This is a genomic window from Mesorhizobium sp. IMUNJ 23232 (genome assembly GCF_044326205.1).
Lineage (GTDB): Bacteria > Pseudomonadota > Alphaproteobacteria > Rhizobiales > Rhizobiaceae > Kumtagia.
Genome location: NZ_JBIRCY010000019.1, coordinates 96,181 through 121,370 on the forward strand (window position 1 = coordinate 96,181; position 25,190 = coordinate 121,370).

Here is a 25,190-nt window from a genome sequence, read left to right on the forward strand (position 1 = left end):
GCGCCTCGCTTATCCTTGATGCGCCCGGATCACCTTCAGAAACAGATCGCCATAGCGCTCCAGCTTCGACTGCCCGACGCCGGAGATGCCGAGCAGCGCATCGCGGCTGGTTGGGCGCTCGGTAGCGAAGGCAACAAGCGTCGTGTCGGGAAAGACGACGTAAGGGGGCACTGAAAGCTCTTTGGCAATCGCCATACGGGCGGCGCGCAGAGCCTCGAAAAGCTCCATGTTGGAACCCTCCAGCGCGGATTTGGCGCTCGCCGAGCGCGACGGAGCGCTTCTCGACGCCTTTCCGCTTGCCGGACGGTCCTTGCGGAAGCGCACCTCGCGTTCACGCTTGAAGACGGCGCGGGCCTCGGGCGTCAATCTCAGCGCGCCGAAGGCGTCATGATCGACGCTGATAAGGCCGGCGGCGAGTAGTTGGCGATAGACAGATTGCCACGTCTTTGAAGGCAGGTCCTTGCCGGCGCCGAAGACGGGCATGATGGTATGGCCAAAACGAGCAGTCTTCTCGTTCTCATGACCGAGCAGCACGTCGATCAGATGGCCGGTCCCAAAACGTTCGCCGGTCCGGTAGATCGCAGCCAATGCCTTGATGGTGGCTTCCGTCCCGTCCCAGGTTTCGACCGGCTTGAGGCAGGTGTCGCAATTGCCGCATTGGCCTTCATGCGCCTCGCCGAAATGGGCAAGGATCGCCTGCCGGCGGCAGCCCGGCGTCTTGCAGATGCCGAGCAGCGCATAAAGCTTGGCGCGCTCGACGCGTTTGATATCGTCACCGGAGGCGCCTTCATCGATCATCCGGCCGCGCTGGATGGCGTCGGCCATGCCATAGGCCATCCAGGCATCGGACGGGAGCCCGTCGCGGCCGGCACGGCCGGTCTCCTGATAATAGGCTTCGACAGAACCCGGCAGGTCGAGATGGGCGACGTAACGCACGTTCGGCTTGTCGATGCCCATGCCGAAGGCGACGGTGGCGACAAGGCAGAGGTCCTCCTGCTTGAGGAAGGCATCCTGATTGGCGTCGCGAACGTCTCGCTCCATGCCGGCATGATAGGCGAGCGCTCGGACGCCCCGCCCGTTCAGCCATTCGGCCGTGTCCTCGACCTTTGCGCGCGACAGGCAGTAGACGATGCCGCTCGAACCCTTGTGCCGCGACAGGAAGCGCAGAAGCTGTTGCCTCGGCTGGTCGCGTTCGACGATCTCATAGGCGATGTTGGGGCGGTCGAACGACGTCGTGAAGACTTCCGCCGAGCGGAGCGCCAGCCTGTCGATGATGTCTTCGCGGGTATGCGGGTCGGCCGTCGCCGTCAGCGCCAGGCGCGGCACGCCCGGATATTGCACCGCGAGCTGGCCGAGTTCGCGGTATTCCGGCCGGAAATCATGCCCCCATTGGGAGACGCAATGCGCCTCGTCGATCGCGAACAAGGCGATCCTGGCGTTGCCGAGCAACTCCCTGAAGGCGGGCGTGACGATGCGCTCCGGTGTCACGTAGAGAAGATCGAGATTGCCCCTGCCGATCGCCTGGCGGACATTTGCAAACTCCTCGCGCGTCAGCGAGGAATTCAGCGCGGCGGCCCGCACACCCAACTGCCTCAGTGCCTCCACCTGATCGCGCATCAGCGCGATCAGCGGCGAAATGACGATGCCGACGCCATCGCGGCAAAGTGCGGGAATCTGGAAGCAGAGCGACTTGCCGGCGCCGGTCGGGAACAGCACGACGGCATCACCGCCCGAAACGACCCGTTCGACGACGGCGGCCTGCTTGCCGCGGAACGAGGAATAGCCATAGACACGCTTGAGCACGCCGAGCGGATTTTCCGCGCCTTCGTTGCCAAACAGCGGATCGATAAGCTTTTGGGTCTGCGCCATGGAATCGCCTTCGTGGAAAGGCCCATTTTATGGCACAGGTCCAGCGGCAGTCGCGAGAGTTTGCGGGAACGCAGACCACAGGCGAATGTTGCGATGAAATTGCACAGGCCGGCGGCTTGTCGGGTTCGCCGTCGCTCTTATGGCAATTGTGCCTGAACGCAGTCGCCCAGGCTGCCGTGGCATGGCCGCGCGAGCCGGCCACGTCACGGCAGCCGAGCTTCCTTGAATTTCAGATCACCACGATGTCGGCGGCGGTCAAGACTGGGTCGTCTTGCAGCCTCGCGAACTTGACGCTGATGAATGCCGCGCCAGAACCATCGGCATCATAGTAGAGGAAGCCCGTGTCAGAATTGTAGATGATGCGGTCGTCCGCATCCTTGGCGCCGTTGGCGGTGTCCTTGAACGCCGACGCGGCAAGGATGCCAGTGGCGGTCAGCGCGGAAAAGACCGCATTGTCCAGCCAGATAGCATCGTCGACGGACTTGAAATCGGAGATAGAGTCGACGTTGTAGGTTTGGTCGAGCTTTGTGTTGAAGATGAAGTTGTCGTTGCCCTTGCCACCGGCCAGACCGTCGTTGCCGCTATAGCCTTTGAGGTTGTCGTTTCCGTCTTGGCCGTCGAGAGAATTGCCGGCGTTGTCGCCATTCAGCGTGTCGCCGTGACGCGACCCGAGAAAGTTTTCAATATCGATAAAGGTGTCTCCCTTGGCGTCGCCGCTGTTGATCGAGGGGTTTGCCAGACTGAGGATCACGCCGGTCTGCGCATTGGCATAGGAGGCCGTATCGCTGTCGCCAAAGCCGGCCACGCCGGGACCGCCGTCGAGTATGTCGGCCCCCGCGCCGCCTATCAAGGTATCGGCAGCACCGCTTCCATGGAGTGTGTCATTGCCGGCGCCGCCGTCGAGGGCAAAATATCTCCGAGCAAATTCGCCGCCTTCCAGTGTGTCGTCGAAGCGCGACCCGATCAGGCCTTCGATCAAAACGAGCGTGTCGCCCTCGGCATCGCCGGTGTTGATGGATTGGTTGGAGAGGCTGACGATCACTCCCGCGGTTGCCGACTCGTACGAGGCGACATCCCATCCGGTTCCCCCCTGGAGATAGTCCGCGCCGATACCGCCCATCAAGATATCCTGGCCGTAGCCGCCAATCAGCGTCGCGTTTCCATCGCCTGCGTAAAGGCGATCGTCGCCATCCTCGCCGTCCACCACACTGTCCACACTTCCGAGTCTGCCGTCATAAACGTCATTCCCACCACCAAGAAAGACATCGCCAATCATCCTGCCGCTGTTGGTAAGAAGGTCGATGTCCTTTGTTCCCTGGGACGAATACGACATCAGGCCGCCGCTGATGATGCCAGTATTGAGGGTGGTAAGCGTGCCGCCTGCCGTTCGATAGAAAATTCCAACCTGGTCGGCTTCGATCGTGCCACTGTTGGTGATCGAGGACGCAATGCTGAGGGCGTGATCCATGCTGATAGCACTTGATCCGCCAGCGACGAGGCCGTGGTTCACGATATGGCCATTGGTATCGAACCTTATTGCCGGCCCTTCGATAGCGCGTACCTGCCCGGTGTCTTCAATGGAGATGCGGAACTTGCTATCGCCTGCCTGGAAGCCAACACCGATCGGACTGGTACCTGCTACAGTGCCGGCAACGACGATCTGGCCGCCTGACGATCGCGCATCGATGGTGAAGTAGTTGCTGCTAAATGTCGCAATCGAGACCTGCTTGGCAACGACCACACTCTCGCCAGGCTCATCAAGGACAACGATGCCGAGGTCCCATGAACGTGAGTGCGGATATTGCCAGGTCATGATGCGGCTCCTTGGTTTAAAAGGCGCTTACCTTTAACCACCTTGCAGTGTTCTTCCGGACATTTTGCAACCGAACGAAAAATAGCCGACCACGTCTCCCGGCTGGACTATCGTGTGGACAAATTGTCCAGACGGAACGCTACCGCCGCCCACGGCCAGAGCATGGGCGTTCGGCATGGATTTGTTCTCCAGATTGAGCCAATGTCACCGTTTGGTGCAAATGGAATATGACATATGCCTATAATGCTGACAAGCGCACAATGCAGAGCTGGAAGGGCGTTGGTAAAATGGTCGGTGCGCGACCTTGCTGAAGCGTCTGCCGTTCACAGGAATACGATCTCAGCATTCGAGACCGACCAAACCGCCCCGAACAATTCGACCTTGGCCGTGCTGCGCGGAGCGCTGGAGGCTGCCGGTGTCGTGTTTATTGACGAGAATAGCGGAGGAGCCGGAGTGCGGCTGAAGTTCAACAGGCGTGACGTGAAGGCCATTGACGTTTTGGAGAACGAGGGCGGACCCGTGGGTGAGGACGACCGGTGAGCCGGCCACCGCGAAGTTCCTTGCGGAGAACGGCGGCGGCGATGGAGGAGACGGCGAAGCGTGAAGCCGACCTCGCCATCAAGCGCGCCATGACCCGGTATTCCGGCCATCCTTCAGCAAAGGATGGCCGACCATCTCGCGCGGAATTTTGTGGACGAGGATGAGTCCGAGAACCTAGAGGGACGCTATCGTAGGTTTGAGTTCGGGAATTAGACCCTCGCTCAGCGCAAAGCGTGCAAGCCTCTGCCTCGTTCAAGGCGAAGCGAGGCCGAAACATTGAGAGAAAATAATGCCGACGTCTGTCAGTTCGAGCCGTGCTTTGGAAGCTGTTGTACCCAATTCCGATGAGGCTGATCTCGCAACACCCAGTTTCTTACTTCTGCGTTCGAGAAATTCCGATAAATTAGTCATATTCTTTTCGGGCACTAACCGAGGTGACGGAAATTTTGATTTCTGGGGTTATGCGAACGAGGCGCGAGCCAGATACAACTGCTTGCTCGTCAACAACGGCGCGACGAACATATGGTACCAGAACGGCATACCGGGATTGGGGGGCTCCGTAGAGGCGACTGTCGCAAGCATCAAAAGGATAGCTGCCGACATTGGGGCGCGCCATGTCTACTGCGTCGGGGCGAGCATGGGAGGCAGCGGCGCGGTTTTGTACGGCTGCCTGGTCGGCGCGAAAATACTGGCCTTCTCGTTCGAGACGAAAGTCCGGGGGCCTGGGAGACGGAGTTCCCGATATATTTCCAGCGCCACCCACCTCCCATATCCGGATTTGCTGGAGCTGATGAAGGAGCGGGCATGTTCGACGACGGCGGTCTTCGGCGAATCGGACGCCGTGGATTTGAGGGAAGCGCTCCGGCTTCGCCGAATGGCCCATGTCAAGTTGATCACCCTTCGCGGCGTGGATCACGCAATCCCTCGGTATCTCCGAAAGCGCCATCGCCTGAAGCCCCTGCTTGATGCTTTCCTGGCGGATGAGGTTCTGCCCTCGTTCGAGGAGGCAGACGACGGTTTGGCATCGGAAGAGTTCGTCAATGCGCAATTCAAGGCACATTGCAGGCTGTTTGACCGGAAGGATCGCGAGGGCTTGGAGGCAGCTCAGCTTGCAGTCAACCTGCGTCCCACCTCGGACCACGCCCGGTATCTCCTGGGCAAGGCACTTGTACGTCATGAAAACTTCCAGGAAGCCCTGTGTCATCTGGGTGCATCGCTCGCTATGAACCCAAATCAGGAGGAGGCCCGTCAACTGTTCGGGGTCTGCCTTCGCAAACTCGGACGCCATGCACACGCGATCGAATTTCACAGAGAGACCGTGCGCATGTGGCCTGACTTCGCCAGACCTATCTATGATATCGGCCTTGCCTATCTACAACAGAACAACCGAACCGAGGCGATAGCGGCGTTTAAGAGGGCTTGTGAATTGGCACCGAACGATCGTCATTTCGCCAACAAGCTCGCGACCCTGACGCGGAGTAAGTGAGTTCTTTCTGGAGTCGGTTGCGGCCGGAGCATCGACATGTGCGTGGCCGCTTCTGGTGGCTCTCGCGTGATCTCGACGATGCCGGCCAGCGGCTTGCCCAAAAGATTGCCGCGCCGCCATCAATGTCGACAAAGACTTCCCCCTGACGCGACAGGAAGGCAGGATGCGACGAACAGGCAGACATCGCCCGGTCTAGCGGGCGCGGTCGGATCAAGGATAGAGGAAGCGGCATTTTTCGCCCGCAACCTTGCAGGCTGGCGTCAATGTACTTGTCGACCACGTCGCTCAGCAGCATGTGACCTGTAAGGGCCTTTTGTGGCCCACGGGAAGCCTTTAGCTCCCTCTCTGGCATCAGCCCACGCGTGGGCAACCCGCTTGCGGTCGAACGTTTGGTTCTCTGTAATACGATCTTGCCCTTGCGCTTAATGGTGATCCGCGCCATGTGCGCGGTTGAGCCATCGGCCCGCTTTCTACTGGCTATGGAGGCCATCGGTTGCACATTTGTGCGATTATTTCCTGATAGGCAGGCCTTTGATCCCAAGGCATTGCGAACAAAGGGACGTTAGGGATGTATTCTCCCGCCTGTTATGGGCCGGTAGTCGCCGTCGCACCGATGATGGATTGGACGGACGTCGCGAAAAGCAACGTATTTTCAACAATTTAGTGGAATCAATTCCTCTAAGTTGTACTGTCGTTGTACTCGTCCGGAGCGCTTGGGCAAAAACCGAGCGCATTTCGGGGAAGGGGGCACGAATGGGGGATGGGAGGTCCTGCCGGTCATCCAGGGATTGCTGAACTCAAGGCGCAACGAAGCCACGGGAGCGCTAGCTACTTTGGAAGGCGCGTACTTCAGACAGTGCGATTTCGCCGCCGGGACGGGCTTGGCTCTCACTGGCGTTTCGTGAGCGTCGGTGATTGATCGGCGACCAACTTCGACGATCATTGAGAGTGAGCGCGATGCCGCTCAGTCTCGTTACACGACCTCTGCACCGAGCGCTGGTACTGCTCCATTGATTGAAGCAGCCTTCCGCAAGCGATGCTGCGTCAAGGCAATACCGGCGAAAGCAGCTATGCCGATCAACCCGATCAGCACGTTGATCCACAGTGCCGGGAATACGCCCACGCCCGCCATGATAAAAGTAAGGCCGAACGGCGCGAACGCGGAACTGAATTGCCGTGCCGCAGTGATCCAGCCAACATGCGCGCCGTAACCGGCGCGGCCGAACAGTTCGAGCGGCAGCGTGCCGCCGACGATGCTCATGAGCCCTGAGCCGAGCCCGAACAAAACCGCGAACACGATCGCGCCCGGGATGGAAGGCGCGGTCATGAGCAGGACGGCAAGGCCGAGTGCCAGCGCTGCGGTCGCGCCGAGCGCCAGCCAGGTCTGTGGCACGCCGCCGCCAAACAGCATGTTGATCAGGCGGCTCGCGACCTGCGATGGCCCGAAAAGGCTTGCCACGAATACACCCGCAGTACCAAGGCCGACCGCTGCCGTCAGCGGCACCATGTGGACGAGAACTGCCGAGAGTACGAAGCCTTCGACGGCAAATCCTGCCAGCATGAGCAAGAACACCGGCGACCACGTGACGTTCTTGCGCGGCACAGAGCCATTCGGAACCACTGGCGCACGGCCGTCGACAGATTTCTTGTCTACGATATGAGGCAGCCGCGCCAACCATGCGTGAATAGGCAGGCAGACACCAACATTGAGCACCGCGAAAACCAGAAGCACTTCGCGCCAGCCAAGGTGTTCATGGAGTAGGGTGGTCAGCGGCCAGAACAGCGTCGAGGCAAACCCGGCGATCAAAGTGAGATAGGTGATGCTGCGCTGTGCGTTGCGTCCTCCGAGCTGTACTATAGCGACGAACGCTGTGCTGTAGAGCACGAAACAGGAGGCGAGTTCCATTGCCAGCACGCCGACTGCAAAACCAAGGCGCCCCGGAGTGAGGGCGCAAAAGAGCAGGGCGGCTGCCGCCGCAGCAGACCCCGGCACCATCAGTCGGCCCGCGCCGAACCGGTCCGCCCAGTGTCCAGCAATCGGTGCGAGAACGGCACTCGCTAACAGTGAAGCCGAGAGGATGGCAAACACCCATTGCTGGGACCATGCCAACTCGTCCGCGACAGCCGGCGCGAGAATGCTGTAGCTGTAAAACAGCGTGCCATAGCCGACAATCTGCGTGATACCGAGCGCCCAGATTGCCGACGCCGGAGCCTTGCGCTCTTTCATTCGGCAGCTTCCATCTCTTTCGATCTGACGGCCGCAGTGCCGCCACATCCGCACCCAGCCTTGCCGTCGGCCTTGGCGTCTGCGTCGGCCACGCAACAGGCATCGACGGACGCAGGAGCCGGACCGCCGCAGCATCCGCCGGCGCTTTCGCCGACTACAGAGACCGCGCTGCAGACGCCTGTTTCCGGCAGCGCCAGCTGAACCTCGCGTGCCGCCATGTGGTCGCCGGCGATGTCGGCAACAACCGAGCGCACTTGCTCGTAGCCGGTCGCCATCAAGAAGGTGGGCGCACGGCCGTAGGACTTCGAGCCGACGATCGTGAAGCCGGGTTCGGGATGCGCGAGTTCGACGATGCCGTGCGGAGGCACGGTGCCACAGGAATGGAAGTTCGGATCGATCAGCGGTGCCAGCCTTGGCGGCGCCTCGACGGCGGCATCGAGTTCGATGCGCAACTCGCGCAGGAATGAGAGGTCTGGCCGGGAGCCTGTCGTGACGACAATCCGGTCGACTTCGAGCTCAAAGGGCTGGCCCCCGAGAAAAGCCGATACCTGGACGCCTTGCTCCGTCTGCGAAACCCGCTCGACTGCGAACGGCGCGAGCATCTTGAGCCGCCCGTCATGGATGGCATCCTTTGCGGCAAGCCCGAGAGCGCCGCGCTCAGGCAGTTCGTCATTGAGGCCGCCGCCGAGCAGCTTGTCGATGCTGTCCCGGCGCAGTGCCCAGAAGATCTCAGTTTGCGCTGACTCCCGCTGCAATTCCATCAGCGCGAGCGCGACGTTAATCGCGGAATGACCGCTGCCGATGACCAGCACGCGCTTGTGGGCATAGTGTTCGCGCTCAGATCGCGTCACATCGGGAATGCCGTAGGCGATGAATTCTGCCGCCGCCGTTTCGCCAGGCACGGTAAGCCCATCGACCCCGATCGGGTTGGGCTGTGTCCACGTCCCCGATGCATCGATGACGGCGCGGGCGCGCATCCGGTGCTCTACGCCGCTGTCGTCCGTATAGCGCACGACGAAGGCGGCGGACTCGCTATCCGTTGACCAGATTTTGTCGCGGCCTTCTCGCGTGATGGCGTTGACAGCCGCGCCGAGTTTCAAGTTCGCCGCGATCGGCGGTAGGGCGGCGAGTGGTGCGAGATACTGTGCGACGATCTCACCGCCATTCGGCAATGCATCAGCATTGGGAGCCTGCCATCCGGATCCTTCCAGCAGGGCGCGCGCGGCGGCATCGATGTTGTATTTCCAAGGTGAAAAGACCCGCACATGCGCCCACTCAAGAAGGGATGCCCCAATGGTCGCACCGCGCTCGAATATAACCGGCCGGATGCCGCGTTGAACGAGGTGCGCGGCGGCGGCAAGACCGACGGGACCTGCGCCGATGACGGCAACGGGAAGCTCGGGAACTACAATCATGGCATCACCTTCCATCATTCTAGGAATTTCGAATCATCGACACAAAAAAGGGGGTCATGCGACTTCCTTTGCTGCCGATCCCGTCGGCGCGCAGGTGGAGTCGGCGCAGCACTCGTCGGCGAGGTAGCCGATCAGCGCAGTCATGCTCGGATAGTTGGCCCGGCAGATCAGTGTGGTCGACTGCCGCTCCTGGGTGCACAGCCCTGCATCGATCAGACGCTTGCAGTGATGCGATAGCGTCGACGCCGGGATGTCGAGCTTCTCCTGAATCTTGCCGACGGGGATTCCCTCTTCCCCGGCTTGGACGAGAATTCGGTAGACGGACAACCGGGTCGGATTGCCTAGCGCTTCGAGCTGCGAGGCTGCTTTTTCGAGTTTCATGGAAATACACGTAGATCAGGATTTCGCGGCAGTCAAGCAAATTTCTAAGAAAATGGAAATATGCGCATAGCCTCATACGACGCCCGAAATGTCGAATCGTCCTAAGCGGTTTGGATTTTCGCAGTCCTTGGCGCGCGGACGACGAGACCTAGGCCGATCAGTATTGTCACCCCTCCGGTCAACACCAGCGGGGTTGGTTGCTCATTCAGGAACAGGAACGCGATAAGGACGCCGATGATCGGCATCAGCAGGGCGAATGGCGCAACCTGGTCGACACGATAGTGTCGAAGCAAACCATACCAGATGGCGTAAGCTGCTACGAAGCCGCCAAGCGCCAGCACAAGGACGGCCATCCAGTCAAAAAGGCTCGCATTGAACAGGGCTTTGCCCTGTCCGGTTTCTAACAACAACGACATTGCAAGCAATTGAGGCGCCGCAATTACCGACATCGCTCCCATCAGCGATCCGCCCGAGTCTCTCGAGGTGGCGCGTATTATGCCTTGCGCGATGCCCCAGCAGAGGGTTCCCAGCACAATCAGCAGAAGGCCGCGAAGTTCACCGACCGAGTCCGGCAACCCGACGACAAGGGCGACGCCGGCGAGCGAGACTGTGACCCCTAAGAGCCGACGGCCATTCATGCGCTCTTGGCCGATCGCCCAACTCGCCAGCACAGCAAACGGAACCTGCGATTGAACGGTCAAGACTGCCAGTGTTGCCGGAACCAGGGCGATGCCGCTGAATATGAGTGCGCTTTGCAGGCTTCCCCCAAGGGTCGCTGCGGCAATGACAGCCCATACTGGCGTTTGCCGGCTGCCCCACGGTCGAAAAAGCGCCAGTGCCGTCAATGCGTAGACGATGCTCATCAGGAACAGGGGAGGGAAGGTCTGCATGGTAGGCTTGGCGATCGTGTAGGCAATCGCCCAGAGAGCAGGGGGTAAGACCGCCAAGGCGACGTCGCGTGGCCTCATTCTGGTCTCCCCGGATCGGCGTTCTTCTCGGACAATCCGGTTGGCACGCTATGCCTCCTCCCGGGCCAACATAGCGATGAACACGCTGCACAGCGGGCCGGAGACGACCATAGTCTGCCTGCCGCACCGCATCCGCCGTTCTATCGGCGTCAACTTTGGTTCGCAATTGGTAGATTTCCCGGGTGCCTAGACCGACCGCTGATTGACGCGTTTCGCGACATCTTCGGCGCTTTCTACCCGCTCGGAATAGCGATCGGTCAGATAGCCGGATCGATCACGCAAGAGCAGCGTGAACTTCATCACCTCCTCCATCACGTCGACGATCCGGTTGTAGTAAGGCGACGACCTCATGCGGCCTGCCTCGTCGAATTCGGCGAAGGCCTTCGCAACCGACGACTGGTTCGGGATCGTGAACATCCGCATCCAGCGGCCGAGTATGCGAAGCTGATTGACTGCGTTGAAACTCTGCGATCCGCCAGAGACCTGCATGACGGCCAGCGTTCGGCCTTGCGTCGGGCGGACGCCCCCTTGCGAGAGCGGCAGCCAATCAATCTGCGCCTTCATGATGCCGGTCATCGCGCCGTGGCGCTCCGGTGTGCACCAGACATGGGCTTCAGACCAGATCGACAGGTCGCGCAACTCCCTGACCTTCGGATGATCGGCGCCGGTCGAATCCGGCAACGGCAGACCGGACGGATTGAAGATACGCACCTCGGCACCCAACCGCCGCAGGATACGAGCGGCCTCCTCTGTGACGAGCCTCGAATAGGAGCGTTCGCGCAGCGACCCGTAGAGCATCAGCACCCGCGGCTTGTGGATCGAGCGTGGCGCGTCGAGCAGCGCCTTTTCGTCGATTGCATGGAATTCGCGCTCGACCAGGTTCGGCATTGGTTCATTGTCGGTTTGCATTGAAGCCCGTCATCTCCGGAGCCGGCAACTAGGATTCTCGCCGGCCGAGCCACCGGATTCACAATAATTCGATATTCTTCGAAAGACAGATACGACGACGGCGTCAGGCGGTCAAGACAATTTCGAAAAGAGTGGAAATATCGGCCTCAGCGAACGCGTTTGCCCTCGGCGTCGATGACGACCTCGCCGTCTTCCTTGGTGAAGGGACCGATATCCGGATTGGGGAGGATGTCGAGCACGGCTTCCGAGGGCCGTGCGAGACGGACACCGAGCGGAGTCACGACGATCGGGCGGTTGATCAGGATCGGGTGCGCCAGCATGAAATCGATCAGCTGGTCGTCACTCCATTTTGGGTCGCCGAGGCCAAGTTCGGCATAGGGCGTTCCCTTCTCGCGCAGCAATTCGCGAGGTTTCATGCCGATCGCAGTGATCAGCTCGACGAGCTTTTCGCGCAACGGCGGCGTCTTCAAATATTCGATCACTTCCGGCTCCTCGCCGGACTGCCGGATGATGGCAAGCGTGTTGCGGGACGTGCCGCATTCGGGGTTGTGATAGATGGTGATGGTCATTCGGCGGCTTTGAAAGTCGTGGGTGGTTTCGGTTCGGCGAGCAGCCAGCCTGCGAAGGCCACGGCGAGCAGCGCCCCAAACAGTTCGGCGGCAATGAAGCCCGGCAAGTCGACTGGGCGGATGCCGGCAAAAGTGTTGGAGAACGCGCGGGCGATGGCGACGGCCGGATTGGCGAAGGATGTCGATGCGGTGAACCAGTAGGCGGCCGTGATGTAGAGTCCAACCAGCCAGGGGGTCGCGTCGGGGCGGAAGCGCAGGCCTGCGAGGATGGCGAATACGAGGCCGAAGGCGGCGACGGCTTCCGCGATCCATTGCCCGGTTCCGGTCCGGGCAGTCGCCGAAAGTTGCAGGATCGGCAGGTCGAACATGGCGTGCGCCAGGAATGTGCCCGCGATGCCGCCCGCAACTTGGGCCGCGATATAGGCCAGCGCCGCGTTCACCTCGATGTCACGACGCAGCGCAAAAACTAGCGTGACCGCCGGGTTGAAATGCGCTCCTGAGATCGGTCCGAGGATCGTGATCAGCACAACCAGGATTGCTCCGGTGGGCAGGGTATTGCCGAGGAGCGAAACGGCGGCATCTTCGCTCAACCGGTCTGCCATGATCCCGGAGCCGACCACGGTCGCCACCAGTATGGCCGTGCCCAGAGCTTCCGCAACGAGGCGGCGGGACAAGTCGAACGCCACGATGCTCAGCCGGCCTTCGGCAGGTTGCGGCCGATCTCGTCCAGACGCTTCTGCAGCGCCAGTTTGTCTAGGGTGTTCATCGGCAGGCTGGTGAAGATGGAGATGCGGTTGTTGAGCATGCGGTAGGTGTCCGCGAAGGCGAGATGCTTCTCGGCCTCGGTGCCTTCCACAGCGGCCGGGTCCGGCACGCCCCAATGCGCCGTCATTGGCTGGCCTGGCCAGACCGGACAGGATTCGTTCGCCGCGTTGTCGCAGACCGTGAAGACGAAATTCATCTCGGGTGCGCCCGGAACCGCGAACTTGTTCCAGTCCTTCGAGCGCGCGAAAGAAGTGTCGTGGTTGAGGGTCTTCAGGAGCTGGAGCGCGTAGGGATGCACCTCGCCTTTTGGGTGCGAGCCTGCAGAAAACGCCTTGAACTTTCCTGCTCCAACCCGGTTGAGGATCGCTTCCGCGATGATCGACCGTGCCGAATTCCCGGTGCAGAGAAACAGGACGTTGAAGATCTGGTCGCTCATGTCAAAAACCTCCTAACAATTACACGCGATGGCTTGGATGACGGGTTGGCAAAGCTCCGGCGACCCGTTGCAGCAGTCTTCCATCAGATAGGCGAGCAAGTCGCGGAAGCCGGTCATGTCGGCGACGTAGCGAACGACGCGGCCGTCGCGCTCGGCACGGACCAGGCCCGCGTGGTCAAGCACCTTAAGGTGGGCGGACATAGTGTTCTGCACAGTGCCGAGACGAGATGCGATCTCGCCAGCGGGTAAGCCGTCGGCCCCAGCCCGAACCAGAAGCCTGAAGACTTCGAGTCGTGTGTCCTGACCGAGGGCGGCGAGCGCCGCGAGTGCCGATTTCTTGTCCATATATCCAATAATCCAGAAACGTCAGTGTCTATGCACGCGGTTCGTAACAGTTTGATGACAAGCCGGTACGCTGTGTGTGCCGATGGGCTTGGGCGGGGCCTGCCGTCCATCGCTCAGGAGCGACAGAGGGATTCAAAGCGAAGCGGCAGACCGCGGTGGATCGAGAGGACGTCAGGTGGCAGCATGGCGATGCCGTCGGCGAGAGCCATCGCCATCAGGCTTGCCGACGAGCCGCGCCCGAGCATGTCCAGGACGGGCAGCCCGAGATCGTCGCGCCCGGTTATCCTTACCGGAACAAACTCGGTCCGTCCGAGCCGCTTGTCGTAAGCGAATCCTGCGACCGCCGCGGACCAGTCAGGTGCCACGTTGCCGAGGCCCGCGATTGTCGGGATCGCAGGCAGTGCGATCTGGCGGAAGGTAACGAGCGCCGCGTTGGGATTGCCAGGCAGCCCGGCGAAGAGCATCCCCCCGATCCGGCCGATCTTCACGGGCTTTCCCGGCCGCATTGCCACCTTGAGCACGTCGAGCGTGCCACCATGATGGCCAAGCGCAGACACGACGTGGTCCTCTTCGCCTGCGGAGACGCCGCCGGTCGTGACCAGCACATCACAATGCAATACCGCCTCGCCGAAAGCCTCGGCTAGCGCGTCCTGCCGATCGGGAACGATCCCGTAGTCAACGATCTCAGCCCACGGCGAGACCGACAGCATTGAGCGGATCATCACGCGATTGGAATTGTAGATTTGGCCGCGCCCGAGCGCCTCGCCCGGATCGCGCAATTCGGTGCCCGTCGAGATCAGGCCGATGCGGACCTTCCGCAGAACCTCTACCGCGTCCAAGCCCTGGCCCGCGAGAAGCGCCAGGCGCTGCGGCGACAGTTGGGCCCCCGCGTCCATAATGCGGCTATTGGCCCCGACATCTTCGGCCGCGTGTCGGATGTTTTCTCCCCGTCGCGGGAACTTAGATACGGCAATTCTGTCGCCGACGCGTTCGCAATGTTCCAGCATGACGACGGCATCGAATCCATCAGGCACGGGAGCACCCGTGAATATGCGGAGCGCCTCGTTCGGACGGACCGCCTCTCCCGCGTAGACGTCGCCTGCCGCGATCCTGCCACCAACCAATAGCTCCCAGGGACCCGCTCCGGTGAAATCGGTGATTCTAACCGCGTATCCGTCCATCGCCGAATTGTCGAAGGGCGGAAGATCGATCGGGGCGCGGATATCACGGGCGAGGACACGCCCCGTCGCCGCAATCAAAGGAACTTGCTCGGTTTCGCTCACGGTTCTGGCAATAGCCAACGCCTTGGCGGCGGCGATATCGACGGGAATGACCCTGCCGTCGGCGCCTGCGGCGCAGTTCTCGATTGTCAGGGCAACGGCGGTTTTCATGTCGGCCTCTCGGCGCGTCGCGCCATCCATTGACAAACAATCCCGCCGAAGCCTCGGGCTGCGGCGGGATTGCGCAAGAGGGCCTCAGCCAGCCGTGTATTCAAGCGACTTGAACGACAAGTGCTTCACGCCTTCCGGAGCGTCGGAAATCTTCCGGATGTTTGCCCAAGTCTGCTTGTAGTTCGGCAGGATCAGTTCGTTCGTGCCGGCATTGATGACGTTGCCCTGCACACCGGTCGGGAAGCCGAACAGCATGAAAGTCTCCCCCTTTTTCGCGGTCGGCGTTGGGTAGACCATCGCCTGCGTCGAGCCGCTCTCGTTGTACACCTCGACCAGATCGCCTTCCTTGACGCCAAGCTCCGCCATGTCCTCCAGATTGATTTCGATGAAGGAGTACGGCCAGCGATCCATGACGTACTCGCTCTCCTGATCCAGGAAGGCATTCTGCCACACGAGGTTCGTCCGCCCGTTGTTGATGAGGTACTTGTTGTTTTTCTTCTGCTCCTCCTTGCCGGGCGCCTGGAGTCCACGCCAGACGCTTTCCATGAATATCGCCTTGCCGTCGGCCCCGCCGAACTTGCCGTCGGTATAAAGCCGTTTGGTGCCGACGATCTTGCCGTTTTCAAAACCGGTTGCAGGCTCTTGGAAACCGTTGTTGCCCATGGCTTTCAACCGTTCGTAGGTGACGTGCTCGCCGCCACCGGCGTTCTTGTTGTAGCCATCCATGAAGGCGTCTTCCTCGGTCTTCCAGTCATAGCCCTTGAACTGGTCGGCATAGGCATTGTCGCCCATGTCGCGCAGCACCTTTTCCATGTGCTGTGCGATGCCGGCAGCGATCAGGCAGTCCGGCTTGGCGTTGCCGGGCGGATCCATGTAGCGCTCGACGAGCCGCATGCGGCGCTCGCCGTTCATGGAGGTGAGATTCATCTCACCGGACTCGGCCGCCGGAAGCCATACGTGGCTTGCCGCGCCGATCTTCGACGGGATGATGTCGACATCGACCGAGAACAGACCGCCGGCTTTGATCGCGTCCGTGATCGCCTTCACCATCGCTTCGCGGTCGCCGTACGGCACCGCGTTCATCGCGTCCTTCACGATGTCGGTGCGCTTCTTGTAGACCATGTTGAACTGATGGGCGTTCAGCGTGGTTTTGTAGTGATCACAGGCCCAGATGTGGTGGACGCCGCCTTTGCCTTCGATCAGCAGCTTGTCGACATAGGCGGCGGGCCGGCCGACATGCGCGTCGGACGGACGGACATAGCCTTCCTGATGACCGCCCATGCGCACGCAGCCGCCACCTTCGCGGCCGACATTGCCGGTGGCGAGTGCGACATTCACGAGCGCAGCGTTGGTCCTATAGTTGTCATTGCCCCAGATCAGGCCTTTCTCGTAGGCGAACATGGTCCGCCGTCGTTTGCCGTCCTTGGGTTCAGCGATCCACGCGGCCGACTGCTTGATTTGATCTACGCTCAAGCCGGTGATTTCGGCTGCCTGTTCCAGCGTCGTCCGATTGGCGGCCAGCGCTTTGTCAAAATCGGTGGTCGACGCGTCTATGAACGCTTTGTCAGTCCAGCCCTTGTCGGCGATCTCGGTCAGCCAGGCGTTGAACAGAACCATGTCCGTGCCGGAATTGATGGCAAGGTGCATGACGTTTTCCTTGCCGGCCTCCGCCTCGCAAGCGTTCACAGAAACGGTGCGGCGCGGATCGACGAAGATGATGCGCGCGTTCGCATGCGACTCGTCAGGTAGCTGGGCCTTCTTCTTGTCCAGCGAGGTCCCCCGCAGGTTCGGGACCCAGTGGTTGAGGAAGTAGTTGGTCTGGGTTTCGAGCGGATTGTTGCCGACGGACACGATCGTGTCGGCGAGTTCGGCGTCCTCGTAGCAGTTGTTCAGTTCGCCGACGCCCATGTCGCGGGTCGCGTGGACCTCTGAGTTGTAGGCCGGGCGATTGTGGATGCGGATGTTCTTCACCTTCATGGAGCCGAAATAGAGCTTTCCGGTGCCCCAGGTGTTTTCGTAGCCGCCAGCGGAGCCACCATGGTCGAAGACCGAGACGAAGAGCCCGTCCTCGCCCTGGTCCTTCACGACCGCTGCCGTGACGCGGGCGACGAGGTCGAGCGCGTCGTCCCACGAGGTCGGCTGCATCTGGCCGTAGCGCCAGACCATCGGATCGGTGAGGCGCTGCTGCTGCGACCCGGTCGTCCGGCTGTAGCGGAGCTCGCCCATACGCGCGCCTCGCACGGAACCGAGGCCCGAATTCACTTCGCAATCGACATCAGGCTTGATGACGATATGTACGTCCTGCCCGTCCTGTTTGACGATGTTATACATCGATGGGGCATACCAGGCGGCCGTTTCGGCGGGCTGCTGCTCGGCCAGATTTACACCGAAGGCGTTGGCAGCCGCGTCGGTGCCGCCCTGCTTGTTCACTGGCCACGTATAGGCGTGATAGCCGCAGCCGACGATGCAGTAGTGACAGGTGACGTTCTGCTTTTTTGCGTCCGCCGGGATGATCGGCAGACGGTCAATGTGACGTTTGTAAGCCATGATCCGATCCTCCCTTAAAGAACGTTGCTAAGACGGCCATAAAGCAGCTCATCCACGCCCTCGGCGTAGATGTCGCCCTTGTCGTCGACGCGCAGCGCGTATTGAGGGAGATTGGAAGTGGACTGGCCCCAGATTTGCTGTCCGCCCGCATCCGCATCGAATCGCGAATAATGGCCGGGGCAATTGAAGCTGTGATCGTCAGCGTTGTAGTTGAGCGGAAAGCCCTTGTGCGGACAGATGGTCGAAAAACCTACGATGTCGCCATCGGGACCGGCTCCGCCTTCGACCCGCGTGCCGAGCTTCAACAGGACGCCCGGAGCATCTGCGTCCGGATAGCCGACATCAAGCGGCTCATTCGGTTTTAGATCGGCGACGTTGGCCAGCTTGTTGGACGGATACTCAACCAAAGCGAGTCCGGGAGCGGCTCTTGCCTGTGTCGGCAGGCTGACCGCAGTCGCCATGCCTGCGGCGGCGAACGCGCTTCCTCTCAAGAATTGGCGACGGCCGACATCAACGAGTTTGTTGCAGCGTACCACGAAGTCCCTCCCTTGTGGGCACATGACGTTGCGAGGAGCAATGCAAGGGTCGGGCCAGACAGGAACGTCGTTGGGATTGCTAGGGAATCAGGGATGGCGGTTGGCGGCAGCGACGTCAGGCGTTCGGAAGTTCGAACATGCTGCGCCGCCGAAGGTTCAGGAACCCGAACGCATCCGATCAGCCAGCCCAAACCGCGTCATCTTCTCCCACAGCGTCGTCCGTGAGACCGCAAGCAGGCCGGCCGCCTTGGCGATCTGGCCACCGGTCTCTTCGAGCGCGCGTTCGATCTGGCGGCGCTCGGCGGCATCCCTGACATCGGCAAGAGGGACGAAGCCTGCGCCGCGGCCCTTGGATGCCCACTCGGGAAAGAGATCACCCGGCATGATCCATTCACTGGTCGAAAGCGCGACCGCGCGGTCGACGCGGTTTCGAAGCTCGCGAACATTGCCGGGCCACGCGTGGGCGAGGGCAGCTTCTTCGGCGAGCGCGCTAAATCCCCGGATGCGGGTGTCCGAACGGCTGACCGCATTTTCCAAAAATCGATCAAGAAGCCAGGCTATGTCTTCTGGGCGCTGTCGCAGGGGCGGGATTTCCACAGTGAGGACAGCCAGCCGGAAATAGAGATCTTCCCGAAACCCGGTCGAGGCGCCGCGAATTGCAAGATCGCGATGCGTCGCTGCCACGATGCGAGCACGGAAGGGGATTAGCGCCTCGCCACCGACGCGCGTTAGGCTCCCGTCTTCGATCAGGCGCAGCAGCTTCGACTGCAGGGGTGACGGCATATCGCCTATCTCGTCCAGGAAGAGCGTCCCCTTGCCGGCGCGCTCGGCGTAGCCAAGGTGTCGATGCTGTGCTCCGGTGAATGCACCCTTCTCATGGCCGAAGATTTCGCTCTCGAGTAGTTCCGCCGGAATTGCCGCGCAATTCACCGCGACGAAGGGTTCGGCGGCGCGGGACGAGATCTGATGCAGCAGCCGGGCCGTCACTTCCTTGCCTGATCCGGTTTCTCCGGTGATCAGCACGGGCAGGTCGTGGCCCGCGTAGCGATGGATGAGGTCCTCGGCATGCTGGATAGCGGGCGATTCGCCGAGATAGTAGCCCTTCAACCTGACCCCCGAGCTGGTTGTGCGGCGGCCGGATTCGATGCGTTTGAGGAATTCGTCCATTTCGAAGGGCTTGGTCATGAAGTCAACGGCGCCCGAGCGCATGAGCCGCACGGCCTGATCGACCTCGCCATAGCCCGTAACAAACAGGAAGGGAGGTGTGTTCGGCTGCCGGGCGAGTTCGTTGAAGACGGTTTCACCCGAAACATCGGGAAGGCGAATGTCGCAAATGACGAGGTCGAGCGCGTGCGCAGCCGCAGGAATGGCGCCGATCGCCTCGCGGCCCGACTGCCACCAGGTTACCTGCCAGCCTTCCAACTCGAGCCGCTGGACGATCGAACCGCCCATGATGGGATCGTCCTCGACAAGCCCTATCCTTGCGCGGTCAGGCAGCATCGGCCTTGGCGTCCTCCCTGTCGAAGGGAATTATCAGCGTCACCGCCGTCCCTCCGTCTTGCTTGGGTGCGATACTGGCACTTCCTCCGAGTTCGTCAACCACGCGTCTGACCATCCAGAGGCCTAGGCCGCGTCCGGCTCGCACCGCCGGCCCTGGATCGCGGTCCACGAGTATGCCCGCGATGCCCGGCGGCATTCCTGGGCCTTCGTCGCGGATCTCGATGACCAGGCGCTGATCGGCATTGCTCGCGCTGAGCGAAACAACGCCTGTTTCGGGAGTAACGGCTGTCGCGTTGAGGAGAAGGTTGAGCACCGCCTGACGCACCGGGCCGCCCCTGACCGGCAGCTCACGGGCGCCATTCCAGGAGATGTTCCATTCCAGTTGCTGGCGCTTGCGGCGCAGTTCCGGCTTGAGTAACAGGCGGACATCGTCGAAATCGTCCGCCGTGAGGGGACGGTGCGAGCGCTCTGGCCGATAGGTGGCGAGTGCTGCCTCGACGACATCGCGGATACCCGCGAGGCCGCGCTCGATCAGGCTGATGGAAGTGTCGCGCACCCCGGGTGTCTGCCCGTGCGTCTTCAACGTATCGATGGCGTTGAACAGACCGCCGAGCGGGTTGTTGATCTCATGCGCCATGCCGGAAGCAAGCCGCCCGAGGCTCGACAGTTTCTCCTCTTCGGCAAGCTGCATGGCTAGGTTCGCCCGTTCCCGCTCGGCATGCACGAGAGCGTTGTAGCCATGGAAAAGGCTTGCCACTTCGCCGTCGCCCGGCGGTATCTCGCCAGGCGATATCGGCTCGGCTGCTCCGTGGGCGGCGGAACGCATGTGGTTTTCGAGGACCCGGATCGGGCCGATCATTCGGCGGACGAGCAGGAAACCCCCAAACGCAAAGAGGACGGCGACGACCGCGTTCGTTATGAGGAGTGTGACAAGAACTTCGCGCCGCTCGGCAAACAGATGGGATACGTCGAATGTCGCATGGATCGTACCGATCGGCTGGCCCTGATAGACGAGTTCGCGGCGCGCGAAGCCTGTCAACCGGTCTTCGTCGATCGTTACCGTCTCAGGGCCGTACCGCGACGCGTATTCGGCGGGAAGCTCCGAATACGCCTCGACCTTGTTTGGGTCGGTGGCAGCGAGCACGCGGCGAACCCGTGACCACAGTTTCGATCGGCATAAGGGACTCGTAAACGGAGGACGAGCGGTCGAGCGCGTCGAACACTTCCCACACGTCCCCGCGCAAGACCGCAGGCAATACGGACGAAGAAAGGCCGTCGAGATATGTGCCAGCCAAACCGTCGAGATAGCTTTCCTGGGTGCGGGAAAGGCGATCGAGGACCCTCTCGGAGATGGCCGCGCTGATCACTACCATCAGCAGCGCTACGATGGCCGGGACACGGAAGGACAGCGGGAGCGCCTGCCAGCGGCGGAGCGGTGTCATCCGAACTGCCTCACAGTTTCAACCTTAGCGGCGATGGTATCGAACAGCTCTGGCGGGGTGACGACGAAGCCGTCGAGGCGCAACATTTCCAGTACCTTCCGGCCTTCCTGGTCCTGGGACATCGAAACGAGGGCAGCGCGGAGCGCGGCTACCCTAGGATCTCCAGCCAACGATTTCGGAGACGCGACCGGGGGAAATCCAAGCCATTCCGATTTCCGGACGATGATGGTTCGGGTAACCAGCTCCGGTTCAATCTCGCGCATGACCTCCCAAACATATCCGTCCACGCTTCCTGACTGCGCAAGCCCGGATGCCACCGCCCTGATGACGTTGCGGTGGCCGTAGGTAAAGAACGTGTGCGAGAAGAACGCTTCGGGAAAGAGGCGGTTCTCGGCTAGCAGCGCCCGGGTAACGAGGAAGCCGGAGTTCGAATCCGGGTCGGAGAAGGCATGAATGTCGCCCTTGAGGCCTGACCAATCTTCAACTGTTCGGTCGGCCGTCGCGATTAGATACGACTGGTATAGGGGTTTCCCGTCCCAAGACGGTGTCGCAACGAGGTCGAGATCTGCCTTGAATTGCACGTAGGGGTAGCCGCATATCCACGCCGACTGGATCTGGCCGGAAACCAGCAGAGCAGTGATCTCCTGATAGGTGCGGCGCGTGACGAGCTCGACCGGTCCACCGATCTTGGAAGCAAGGTAGGTCTTGAGATGACCAAGCAGTTCGAGGTCATTGGAAAGGAAGACGGGCGTCAGGCCGAATTTGAAAGCCTCTTCTTCAGCGCCAAATGCAAGCGGGGCGATCAAAGCGGCCGCACCCGAAACCGCAATGGCAATGGCAATCAGGTCGCGCCGTGTCACGGGAACGACGTCGGTACCCCTGTGGGGGTTGCCTAGGTTCCTCAAGAAATATCCTCCCGACCAAGCGATACATTGCGCCCGATCAATTCAACGATAGCCGAAAACTCTGCTTGACAGCAAATATGGGCGCCAATTTCGGCGGGGGCGTCAGATCTTCGTCGCCTTTCCTTTCAATAGGATCTGCGATGTGTCCGCTGAGTGAGCCAGCGCATGTTAGAAACCGGGTGTCCCAGTGTAAGCAGAAGGCGGGAATATGATCGTCGCGAGTTTGAGCTTTTCAAGGCTGGTGCGTCTCGACACCGCTCACCGTAAGAAGATTTCATTCAGCGCGAGCACGATCAGAGCGGCGCCAGCGAAACCCTCAATCGAAGGGGTGATGGCATAAAACAAGCGCGGCCGGCTCTCCACGAGATGCACAAGGCGCTCACGAAGCAGTATCGACAGGATCGCGACACACGACAGGGTGACCGCTACGCCAATCATCATGGTGCCGGCGAACATTATGCCGGCCGCCGGCACGCCGCGCGCGATGGCAAACGTCATGACGAAAAGAGTGAGCGGGCAGGGGATCAATCCCGCCATCACCCCAACCGCTTCGCCTTCGTGCTTATGATGATGGCCGTGACGCACCGCGCGCCACACCATCCAGGCGCCGATCAGGCCGAGGAGCCCACGGCTGATGTCCTCGAGCAGCGGCGCCCGACCGACGCTGCCGAGTGCGATCGAAACGAGCGGCAGCGAAAGAACCGCGATCAGTATGGCAATGGTCACATGCGTGAAGGAAAGCGTGATCGATACCAGCAATCCGCGCGCGATCCTCGCCTCCGAGCCGGCGAGGTAGGTTGCCAGTACCGCCTTGCTGTGGCCTGGCGTCAGGGCGTGAACCGCCCCGAAGAAAATACCCATCGGCAAGAAGGCGAAGAACGCCAGCCAGTTCCCTTCCGTCGAGAGCAGTTTGATCTGCTCTCCGAGCGCGAGATAAATGTCGCGCTGAATTGCAACGAGATATTGAAACACTGGCCTTTATGTCCAGTTCAAAACGAGCGCAGCGAGTACGAGGTAGCGCGCGATCTTACCGATACCGACGAGTATCACGAAACTCCACCACGGCTCGCGCAGCACGCCCGCTATCACAGTGAGCGGATCGCCGATGATGGGGAGCCAACTCGCCAGAAGCGACCATCTGCCATAGCGACGATACCAGGCGGCGGCGCGGACGAGCGCAGGCGGCTTCACAGGGAACCAGGCACGGTCCCGAAAGCGCTCGATGCCTCGCCCCAGAAACCAATTGATGACGGCGCCCAATATGTTGCCGACGCTTGCAACGGCAATGAGCCCGGCAGTGGAATAGGTTCCTCCGAACAGCAAGGAGCTGAGCACCGCTTCCGATTGCATGGGCAGGATCGTCGCTGCGAGAAGCGCGCTTATGAACAAGCCGGCGTAGGCTGGAAGGTCCGCCACCTTCTACCCGTGGTCGTGGTGGGCCTTGTGGCCGTGATCGTGCGGGTGATCGTTCGAATGCGGATGGGGATGATCGTGGTCCGCATCGTCGTTTGAAAAACGGATGTTCGCCGTCGCAAGCGCGGGCATATGTTCGAACAGTTCGCTCTCAAAAGAGGCCGCGATCTTGTTCGCGGCGGAAAGCGGCATGTTCTCATCGATCCTGATCGCCACGTCCGCATGCAACTTGTGGCCGATCCACCGCGCCTTCGCATCGACGGCTTCGATGCCCGGCACGTGCTCGGCAGCACGATGGATTTCATCGATGACAGCCGGCTCGACGCCATCGAGCATCCGCGTGAGCACAGAGCGGGCCGATTGCCAGACGATGCCGAAGATCGCGATCGTGATGAGCAGCCCGACGATCGGATCCGCGATCGGAAATCCGAGCCACACGCCGAGCGCACCTGCAACCACGGCAAGGCTGGTCAGTCCGTCGGTGCGGGCATGGTAGCCATCCGCGATAAGGGCGGCGCTGTTGATTTCGCGCCCGACACGAATGCGGAAGACCGCCACCGCTTCGTTGCCGAGAAAGCCGACAACGCCTGCGCCCGTCAGCCAGACGAGATGGGTCACGATCTGAGGGTGTATCAGCCGGTCGATCGCTTGGTAGCCCGCGACGATCGCGCTGAAAAGAATGATGAGCACGATGACGATGCCGGCGAGGTCTTCGACCCGGCCGAGGCCGTAGGGAAATGTTTTAGTGGGTTTTCGCCGCGCCAGCACGAACGCGATCCAGAGCAGGATCGCGGTCGTCGCATCGCCGACATTGTGGATTGTGTCTGCCAGCAGCGCCACACTTCCCGAAATGGCCACGACGCCGATCTGCAGGAGCGCTGTGATCGCAAGGATCACGAATGACCATTTGATCGCCCAGATTCCGCGATCGGTTGTGGGAATCGTGGCATCGATCACCCCGTGGCTGTGGCCATGCGCGCCATGGTCGTCCTCATGCCGGCGCCCGCCTTGTGCATGCCCGTGCGCGCCAAACCCGAGCCAATCGAGTAAACGTGTTCCCATGCCGCCGATCATAGGTATTTCGCCAGCAGCTTGAGTTCTTTGAGCGCTTGGCGCGGATGTCCGGCATCGCTCCTCTCATCAAGACAATGTTCGATCTGATCGTGGATCAGTTCGCGCTTGGCGTTGCTGATCGCACTCTCGACGGCATGGAGCTGCTGCGCCAGATCAACGCACGGACGTCCTTCCTCGAACATGGCGAGCACCGCGACGAGATGACCCTGAGCCCGTTTTAGGCGAGTGATAATGGCAGGGTGAGACGCATGTTTCATGAATCGATATCCTATCCTAGGGGGTAGGATAGGATATCAGGGGTGCCAACGCCAGTAGCAGTTGGTCTGCCTCGTCCAATACCGAGTACTCGGTCCAGAGCGGCAGGAGAGGGCATCCCTGCTGCGAGTTATGACATGGAGAACGAGAGAAGAGGGCGGCGGAAGCGGAAGACCGGCGCCGCCGGCAGGGTCGCAGGCCTTACAGAAGATACGGGATCATCATCCTGGTTTGTTTTCGGTAATGGGCATAGCGCTCGCCAAACGTGTCACCTAGGTGTCATTGCTATGGAGGTTGTCCGTCCGAGGCTTGGATGCGAGGTTGCGGTTACCACACACGCGACCGCCAGCCAGGAGCCTCGGATGGACGTTCATGACAATGCCAGAACAACACCGCGCAGTCGA

Annotated in this window: 23 protein-coding genes; 2 read left to right on the top strand and 21 right to left on the bottom strand. The window is 61.1% G+C overall.

All coding sequences use genetic code 11. The annotated features are described in order from the left end of the window. Nucleotides 1–9 precede the first annotated feature (9 nt). Together recQ and ACH196_RS16260 are read right to left on the bottom strand one after the other, a co-directional pair. Entirely contained in the window at nucleotides 10–1,869 is a 1,860-nt protein-coding gene (recQ, locus tag ACH196_RS16255; RefSeq protein ID WP_396647952.1) for a DNA helicase RecQ, read from the bottom strand. Nucleotides 1,870–2,098: 229 nt separating this feature from the next. Continuing rightward, nucleotides 2,099–3,682, bottom strand: coding sequence for a calcium-binding protein (locus ACH196_RS16260; RefSeq protein ID WP_396647953.1), 1,584 nt, complete (start codon nucleotides 3,680–3,682; stop codon nucleotides 2,099–2,101). Nucleotides 3,683–3,961: 279 nt separating this feature from the next. Between ACH196_RS16260 and ACH196_RS16265 the strand changes: the two genes are divergently transcribed. Beyond that, complete coding sequence (locus ACH196_RS16265; protein ID WP_396647954.1) at nucleotides 3,962–4,222, top strand: helix-turn-helix domain-containing protein; 261 nt, start codon at nucleotides 3,962–3,964, stop codon at nucleotides 4,220–4,222. 289 nt (nucleotides 4,223–4,511) lie between these two features. Further along, nucleotides 4,512–5,708, top strand: coding sequence for a tetratricopeptide repeat protein (locus ACH196_RS16270; RefSeq protein ID WP_396647955.1), 1,197 nt, complete (start codon nucleotides 4,512–4,514; stop codon nucleotides 5,706–5,708). A gap of 973 nt (nucleotides 5,709–6,681) precedes the next feature. On the opposite strand, the gene arsK is transcribed toward ACH196_RS16270, so the two are convergent. The 19 genes from arsK to ACH196_RS16365 all read right to left on the bottom strand — a co-directional run bounded on the left by arsK (nucleotide 6,682) and on the right by ACH196_RS16365 (nucleotide 24,788). Continuing rightward, nucleotides 6,682–7,935 carry an arsenite efflux MFS transporter ArsK gene (arsK, locus tag ACH196_RS16275; RefSeq protein WP_396647956.1) on the bottom strand — a complete coding sequence of 418 codons (1,254 nt, stop codon included), beginning with the start codon at nucleotides 7,933–7,935 and terminating at the stop codon, nucleotides 6,682–6,684. Continuing rightward, complete coding sequence (locus ACH196_RS16280; RefSeq protein ID WP_396647957.1) at nucleotides 7,932–9,350, bottom strand: NAD(P)-binding domain-containing protein; 1,419 nt, start codon at nucleotides 9,348–9,350, stop codon at nucleotides 7,932–7,934. Before ACH196_RS16280 ends, arsK begins: the two co-directional genes overlap by 4 nt. A gap of 54 nt (nucleotides 9,351–9,404) precedes the next feature. Beyond that, the gene (locus ACH196_RS16285; RefSeq protein WP_396647958.1) at nucleotides 9,405–9,731 is read right to left on the bottom strand and encodes an ArsR/SmtB family transcription factor; all 327 of its coding nucleotides are present in this window, start codon (nucleotides 9,729–9,731) and stop codon (nucleotides 9,405–9,407) included. A 101-nt stretch (nucleotides 9,732–9,832) separates the two neighbouring features. After that, entirely contained in the window at nucleotides 9,833–10,699 is an 867-nt protein-coding gene (locus ACH196_RS16290; RefSeq protein ID WP_396647959.1) for a DMT family transporter, read from the bottom strand. Nucleotides 10,700–10,885: 186 nt separating this feature from the next. After that, entirely contained in the window at nucleotides 10,886–11,608 is a 723-nt protein-coding gene (gene arsH / locus ACH196_RS16295) for an arsenical resistance protein ArsH (protein WP_396647960.1), read from the bottom strand. A gap of 146 nt (nucleotides 11,609–11,754) precedes the next feature. Then, nucleotides 11,755–12,177: an arsenate reductase (glutaredoxin) gene (gene arsC / locus ACH196_RS16300; protein WP_396647961.1), complete on the bottom strand. Its 423-nt coding sequence runs from the start codon at nucleotides 12,175–12,177 to the stop codon at nucleotides 11,755–11,757. Further along, nucleotides 12,174–12,872, bottom strand: a complete 699-nt coding sequence (locus ACH196_RS16305; RefSeq protein ID WP_396647977.1) for an aquaporin — start codon at nucleotides 12,870–12,872, stop codon at nucleotides 12,174–12,176. The genes arsC and ACH196_RS16305 overlap by 4 nt, the downstream gene beginning before the upstream one ends. Then, on the bottom strand, nucleotides 12,869–13,378 hold the full coding sequence (locus ACH196_RS16310; protein ID WP_396647962.1) for an arsenate reductase ArsC: 510 nt from the start codon (nucleotides 13,376–13,378) through the stop codon (nucleotides 12,869–12,871). The genes ACH196_RS16305 and ACH196_RS16310 overlap by 4 nt, the downstream gene beginning before the upstream one ends. A gap of 12 nt (nucleotides 13,379–13,390) precedes the next feature. Continuing rightward, a complete protein-coding gene (locus ACH196_RS16315; protein WP_396647963.1) occupies nucleotides 13,391–13,723 on the bottom strand; it encodes an ArsR/SmtB family transcription factor in 333 nt (110 codons plus the stop codon). 113 nt (nucleotides 13,724–13,836) lie between these two features. Continuing rightward, nucleotides 13,837–15,114 (bottom strand): gephyrin-like molybdotransferase Glp, encoded by a 1,278-nt coding sequence (glp, locus tag ACH196_RS16320; RefSeq protein WP_396647964.1) that lies wholly within the window; start codon nucleotides 15,112–15,114, stop codon nucleotides 13,837–13,839. Between the two features lie 84 nt (nucleotides 15,115–15,198). Continuing rightward, on the bottom strand, nucleotides 15,199–17,661 hold the full coding sequence (locus tag ACH196_RS16325) for an arsenate reductase (azurin) large subunit (protein WP_396647965.1): 2,463 nt from the start codon (nucleotides 17,659–17,661) through the stop codon (nucleotides 15,199–15,201). Between the two features lie 14 nt (nucleotides 17,662–17,675). After that, nucleotides 17,676–18,197 carry an arsenate reductase (azurin) small subunit gene (locus tag ACH196_RS16330; RefSeq protein WP_396647966.1) on the bottom strand — a complete coding sequence of 174 codons (522 nt, stop codon included), beginning with the start codon at nucleotides 18,195–18,197 and terminating at the stop codon, nucleotides 17,676–17,678. 156 nt (nucleotides 18,198–18,353) lie between these two features. Further along, entirely contained in the window at nucleotides 18,354–19,697 is a 1,344-nt protein-coding gene (locus tag ACH196_RS16335; protein WP_396647967.1) for a sigma-54-dependent transcriptional regulator, read from the bottom strand. Continuing rightward, on the bottom strand, nucleotides 19,687–20,841 hold the full coding sequence (locus tag ACH196_RS16340) for a sensor histidine kinase (protein ID WP_396647968.1): 1,155 nt from the start codon (nucleotides 20,839–20,841) through the stop codon (nucleotides 19,687–19,689). Before ACH196_RS16340 ends, ACH196_RS16335 begins: the two co-directional genes overlap by 11 nt. A 294-nt stretch (nucleotides 20,842–21,135) precedes the next feature. Further along, nucleotides 21,136–21,999 (bottom strand): PhnD/SsuA/transferrin family substrate-binding protein, encoded by an 864-nt coding sequence (locus ACH196_RS16345; protein ID WP_396647969.1) that lies wholly within the window; start codon nucleotides 21,997–21,999, stop codon nucleotides 21,136–21,138. 303 nt (nucleotides 22,000–22,302) lie between these two features. Continuing rightward, complete coding sequence (locus ACH196_RS16350) at nucleotides 22,303–23,016, bottom strand: sulfite exporter TauE/SafE family protein (protein ID WP_396647970.1); 714 nt, start codon at nucleotides 23,014–23,016, stop codon at nucleotides 22,303–22,305. 6 nt (nucleotides 23,017–23,022) lie between these two features. After that, nucleotides 23,023–23,460, bottom strand: coding sequence for a YqaA family protein (locus ACH196_RS16355; RefSeq protein WP_396647971.1), 438 nt, complete (start codon nucleotides 23,458–23,460; stop codon nucleotides 23,023–23,025). A gap of 3 nt (nucleotides 23,461–23,463) precedes the next feature. Then, on the bottom strand, nucleotides 23,464–24,531 hold the full coding sequence (locus ACH196_RS16360; RefSeq protein ID WP_396647972.1) for a cation diffusion facilitator family transporter: 1,068 nt from the start codon (nucleotides 24,529–24,531) through the stop codon (nucleotides 23,464–23,466). Continuing rightward, on the bottom strand, nucleotides 24,528–24,788 hold the full coding sequence (locus ACH196_RS16365; protein ID WP_396647973.1) for a metal-sensing transcriptional repressor: 261 nt from the start codon (nucleotides 24,786–24,788) through the stop codon (nucleotides 24,528–24,530). Before ACH196_RS16365 ends, ACH196_RS16360 begins: the two co-directional genes overlap by 4 nt. Nucleotides 24,789–25,190 lie beyond the last annotated feature (402 nt).

Bases quoted from the DNA above. Each gene is read 5' to 3' on its own strand.
- recQ (WP_396647952.1), bottom strand. From the start codon at position 1,869: ATGGCGCAGACCCAAAAGCTTATCGATCCGCTGTTTGGCAACGAAGGC.
- ACH196_RS16260 (WP_396647953.1), bottom strand. From the start codon at position 3,682: ATGACCTGGCAATATCCGCACTCACGTTCATGGGACCTCGGCATCGTT.
- ACH196_RS16270 (WP_396647955.1), top strand. From the start codon at position 4,512: ATGCCGACGTCTGTCAGTTCGAGCCGTGCTTTGGAAGCTGTTGTACCC.
- arsK (WP_396647956.1), bottom strand. From the start codon at position 7,935: ATGAAAGAGCGCAAGGCTCCGGCGTCGGCAATCTGGGCGCTCGGTATC.
- ACH196_RS16280 (WP_396647957.1), bottom strand. From the start codon at position 9,350: ATGATTGTAGTTCCCGAGCTTCCCGTTGCCGTCATCGGCGCAGGTCCC.
- ACH196_RS16285 (WP_396647958.1), bottom strand. From the start codon at position 9,731: ATGAAACTCGAAAAAGCAGCCTCGCAGCTCGAAGCGCTAGGCAATCCG.
- ACH196_RS16290 (WP_396647959.1), bottom strand. From the start codon at position 10,699: ATGAGGCCACGCGACGTCGCCTTGGCGGTCTTACCCCCTGCTCTCTGG.
- arsH (WP_396647960.1), bottom strand. From the start codon at position 11,608: ATGCAAACCGACAATGAACCAATGCCGAACCTGGTCGAGCGCGAATTC.
- arsC (WP_396647961.1), bottom strand. From the start codon at position 12,177: ATGACCATCACCATCTATCACAACCCCGAATGCGGCACGTCCCGCAAC.
- ACH196_RS16310 (WP_396647962.1), bottom strand. From the start codon at position 13,378: ATGAGCGACCAGATCTTCAACGTCCTGTTTCTCTGCACCGGGAATTCG.
- ACH196_RS16315 (WP_396647963.1), bottom strand. From the start codon at position 13,723: ATGGACAAGAAATCGGCACTCGCGGCGCTCGCCGCCCTCGGTCAGGAC.
- glp (WP_396647964.1), bottom strand. From the start codon at position 15,114: ATGAAAACCGCCGTTGCCCTGACAATCGAGAACTGCGCCGCAGGCGCC.
- ACH196_RS16325 (WP_396647965.1), bottom strand. From the start codon at position 17,661: ATGGCTTACAAACGTCACATTGACCGTCTGCCGATCATCCCGGCGGAC.
- ACH196_RS16335 (WP_396647967.1), bottom strand. From the start codon at position 19,697: ATGCTGCCTGACCGCGCAAGGATAGGGCTTGTCGAGGACGATCCCATC.
- ACH196_RS16360 (WP_396647972.1), bottom strand. From the start codon at position 24,531: ATGATCGGCGGCATGGGAACACGTTTACTCGATTGGCTCGGGTTTGGC.
- ACH196_RS16365 (WP_396647973.1), bottom strand. From the start codon at position 24,788: ATGAAACATGCGTCTCACCCTGCCATTATCACTCGCCTAAAACGGGCT.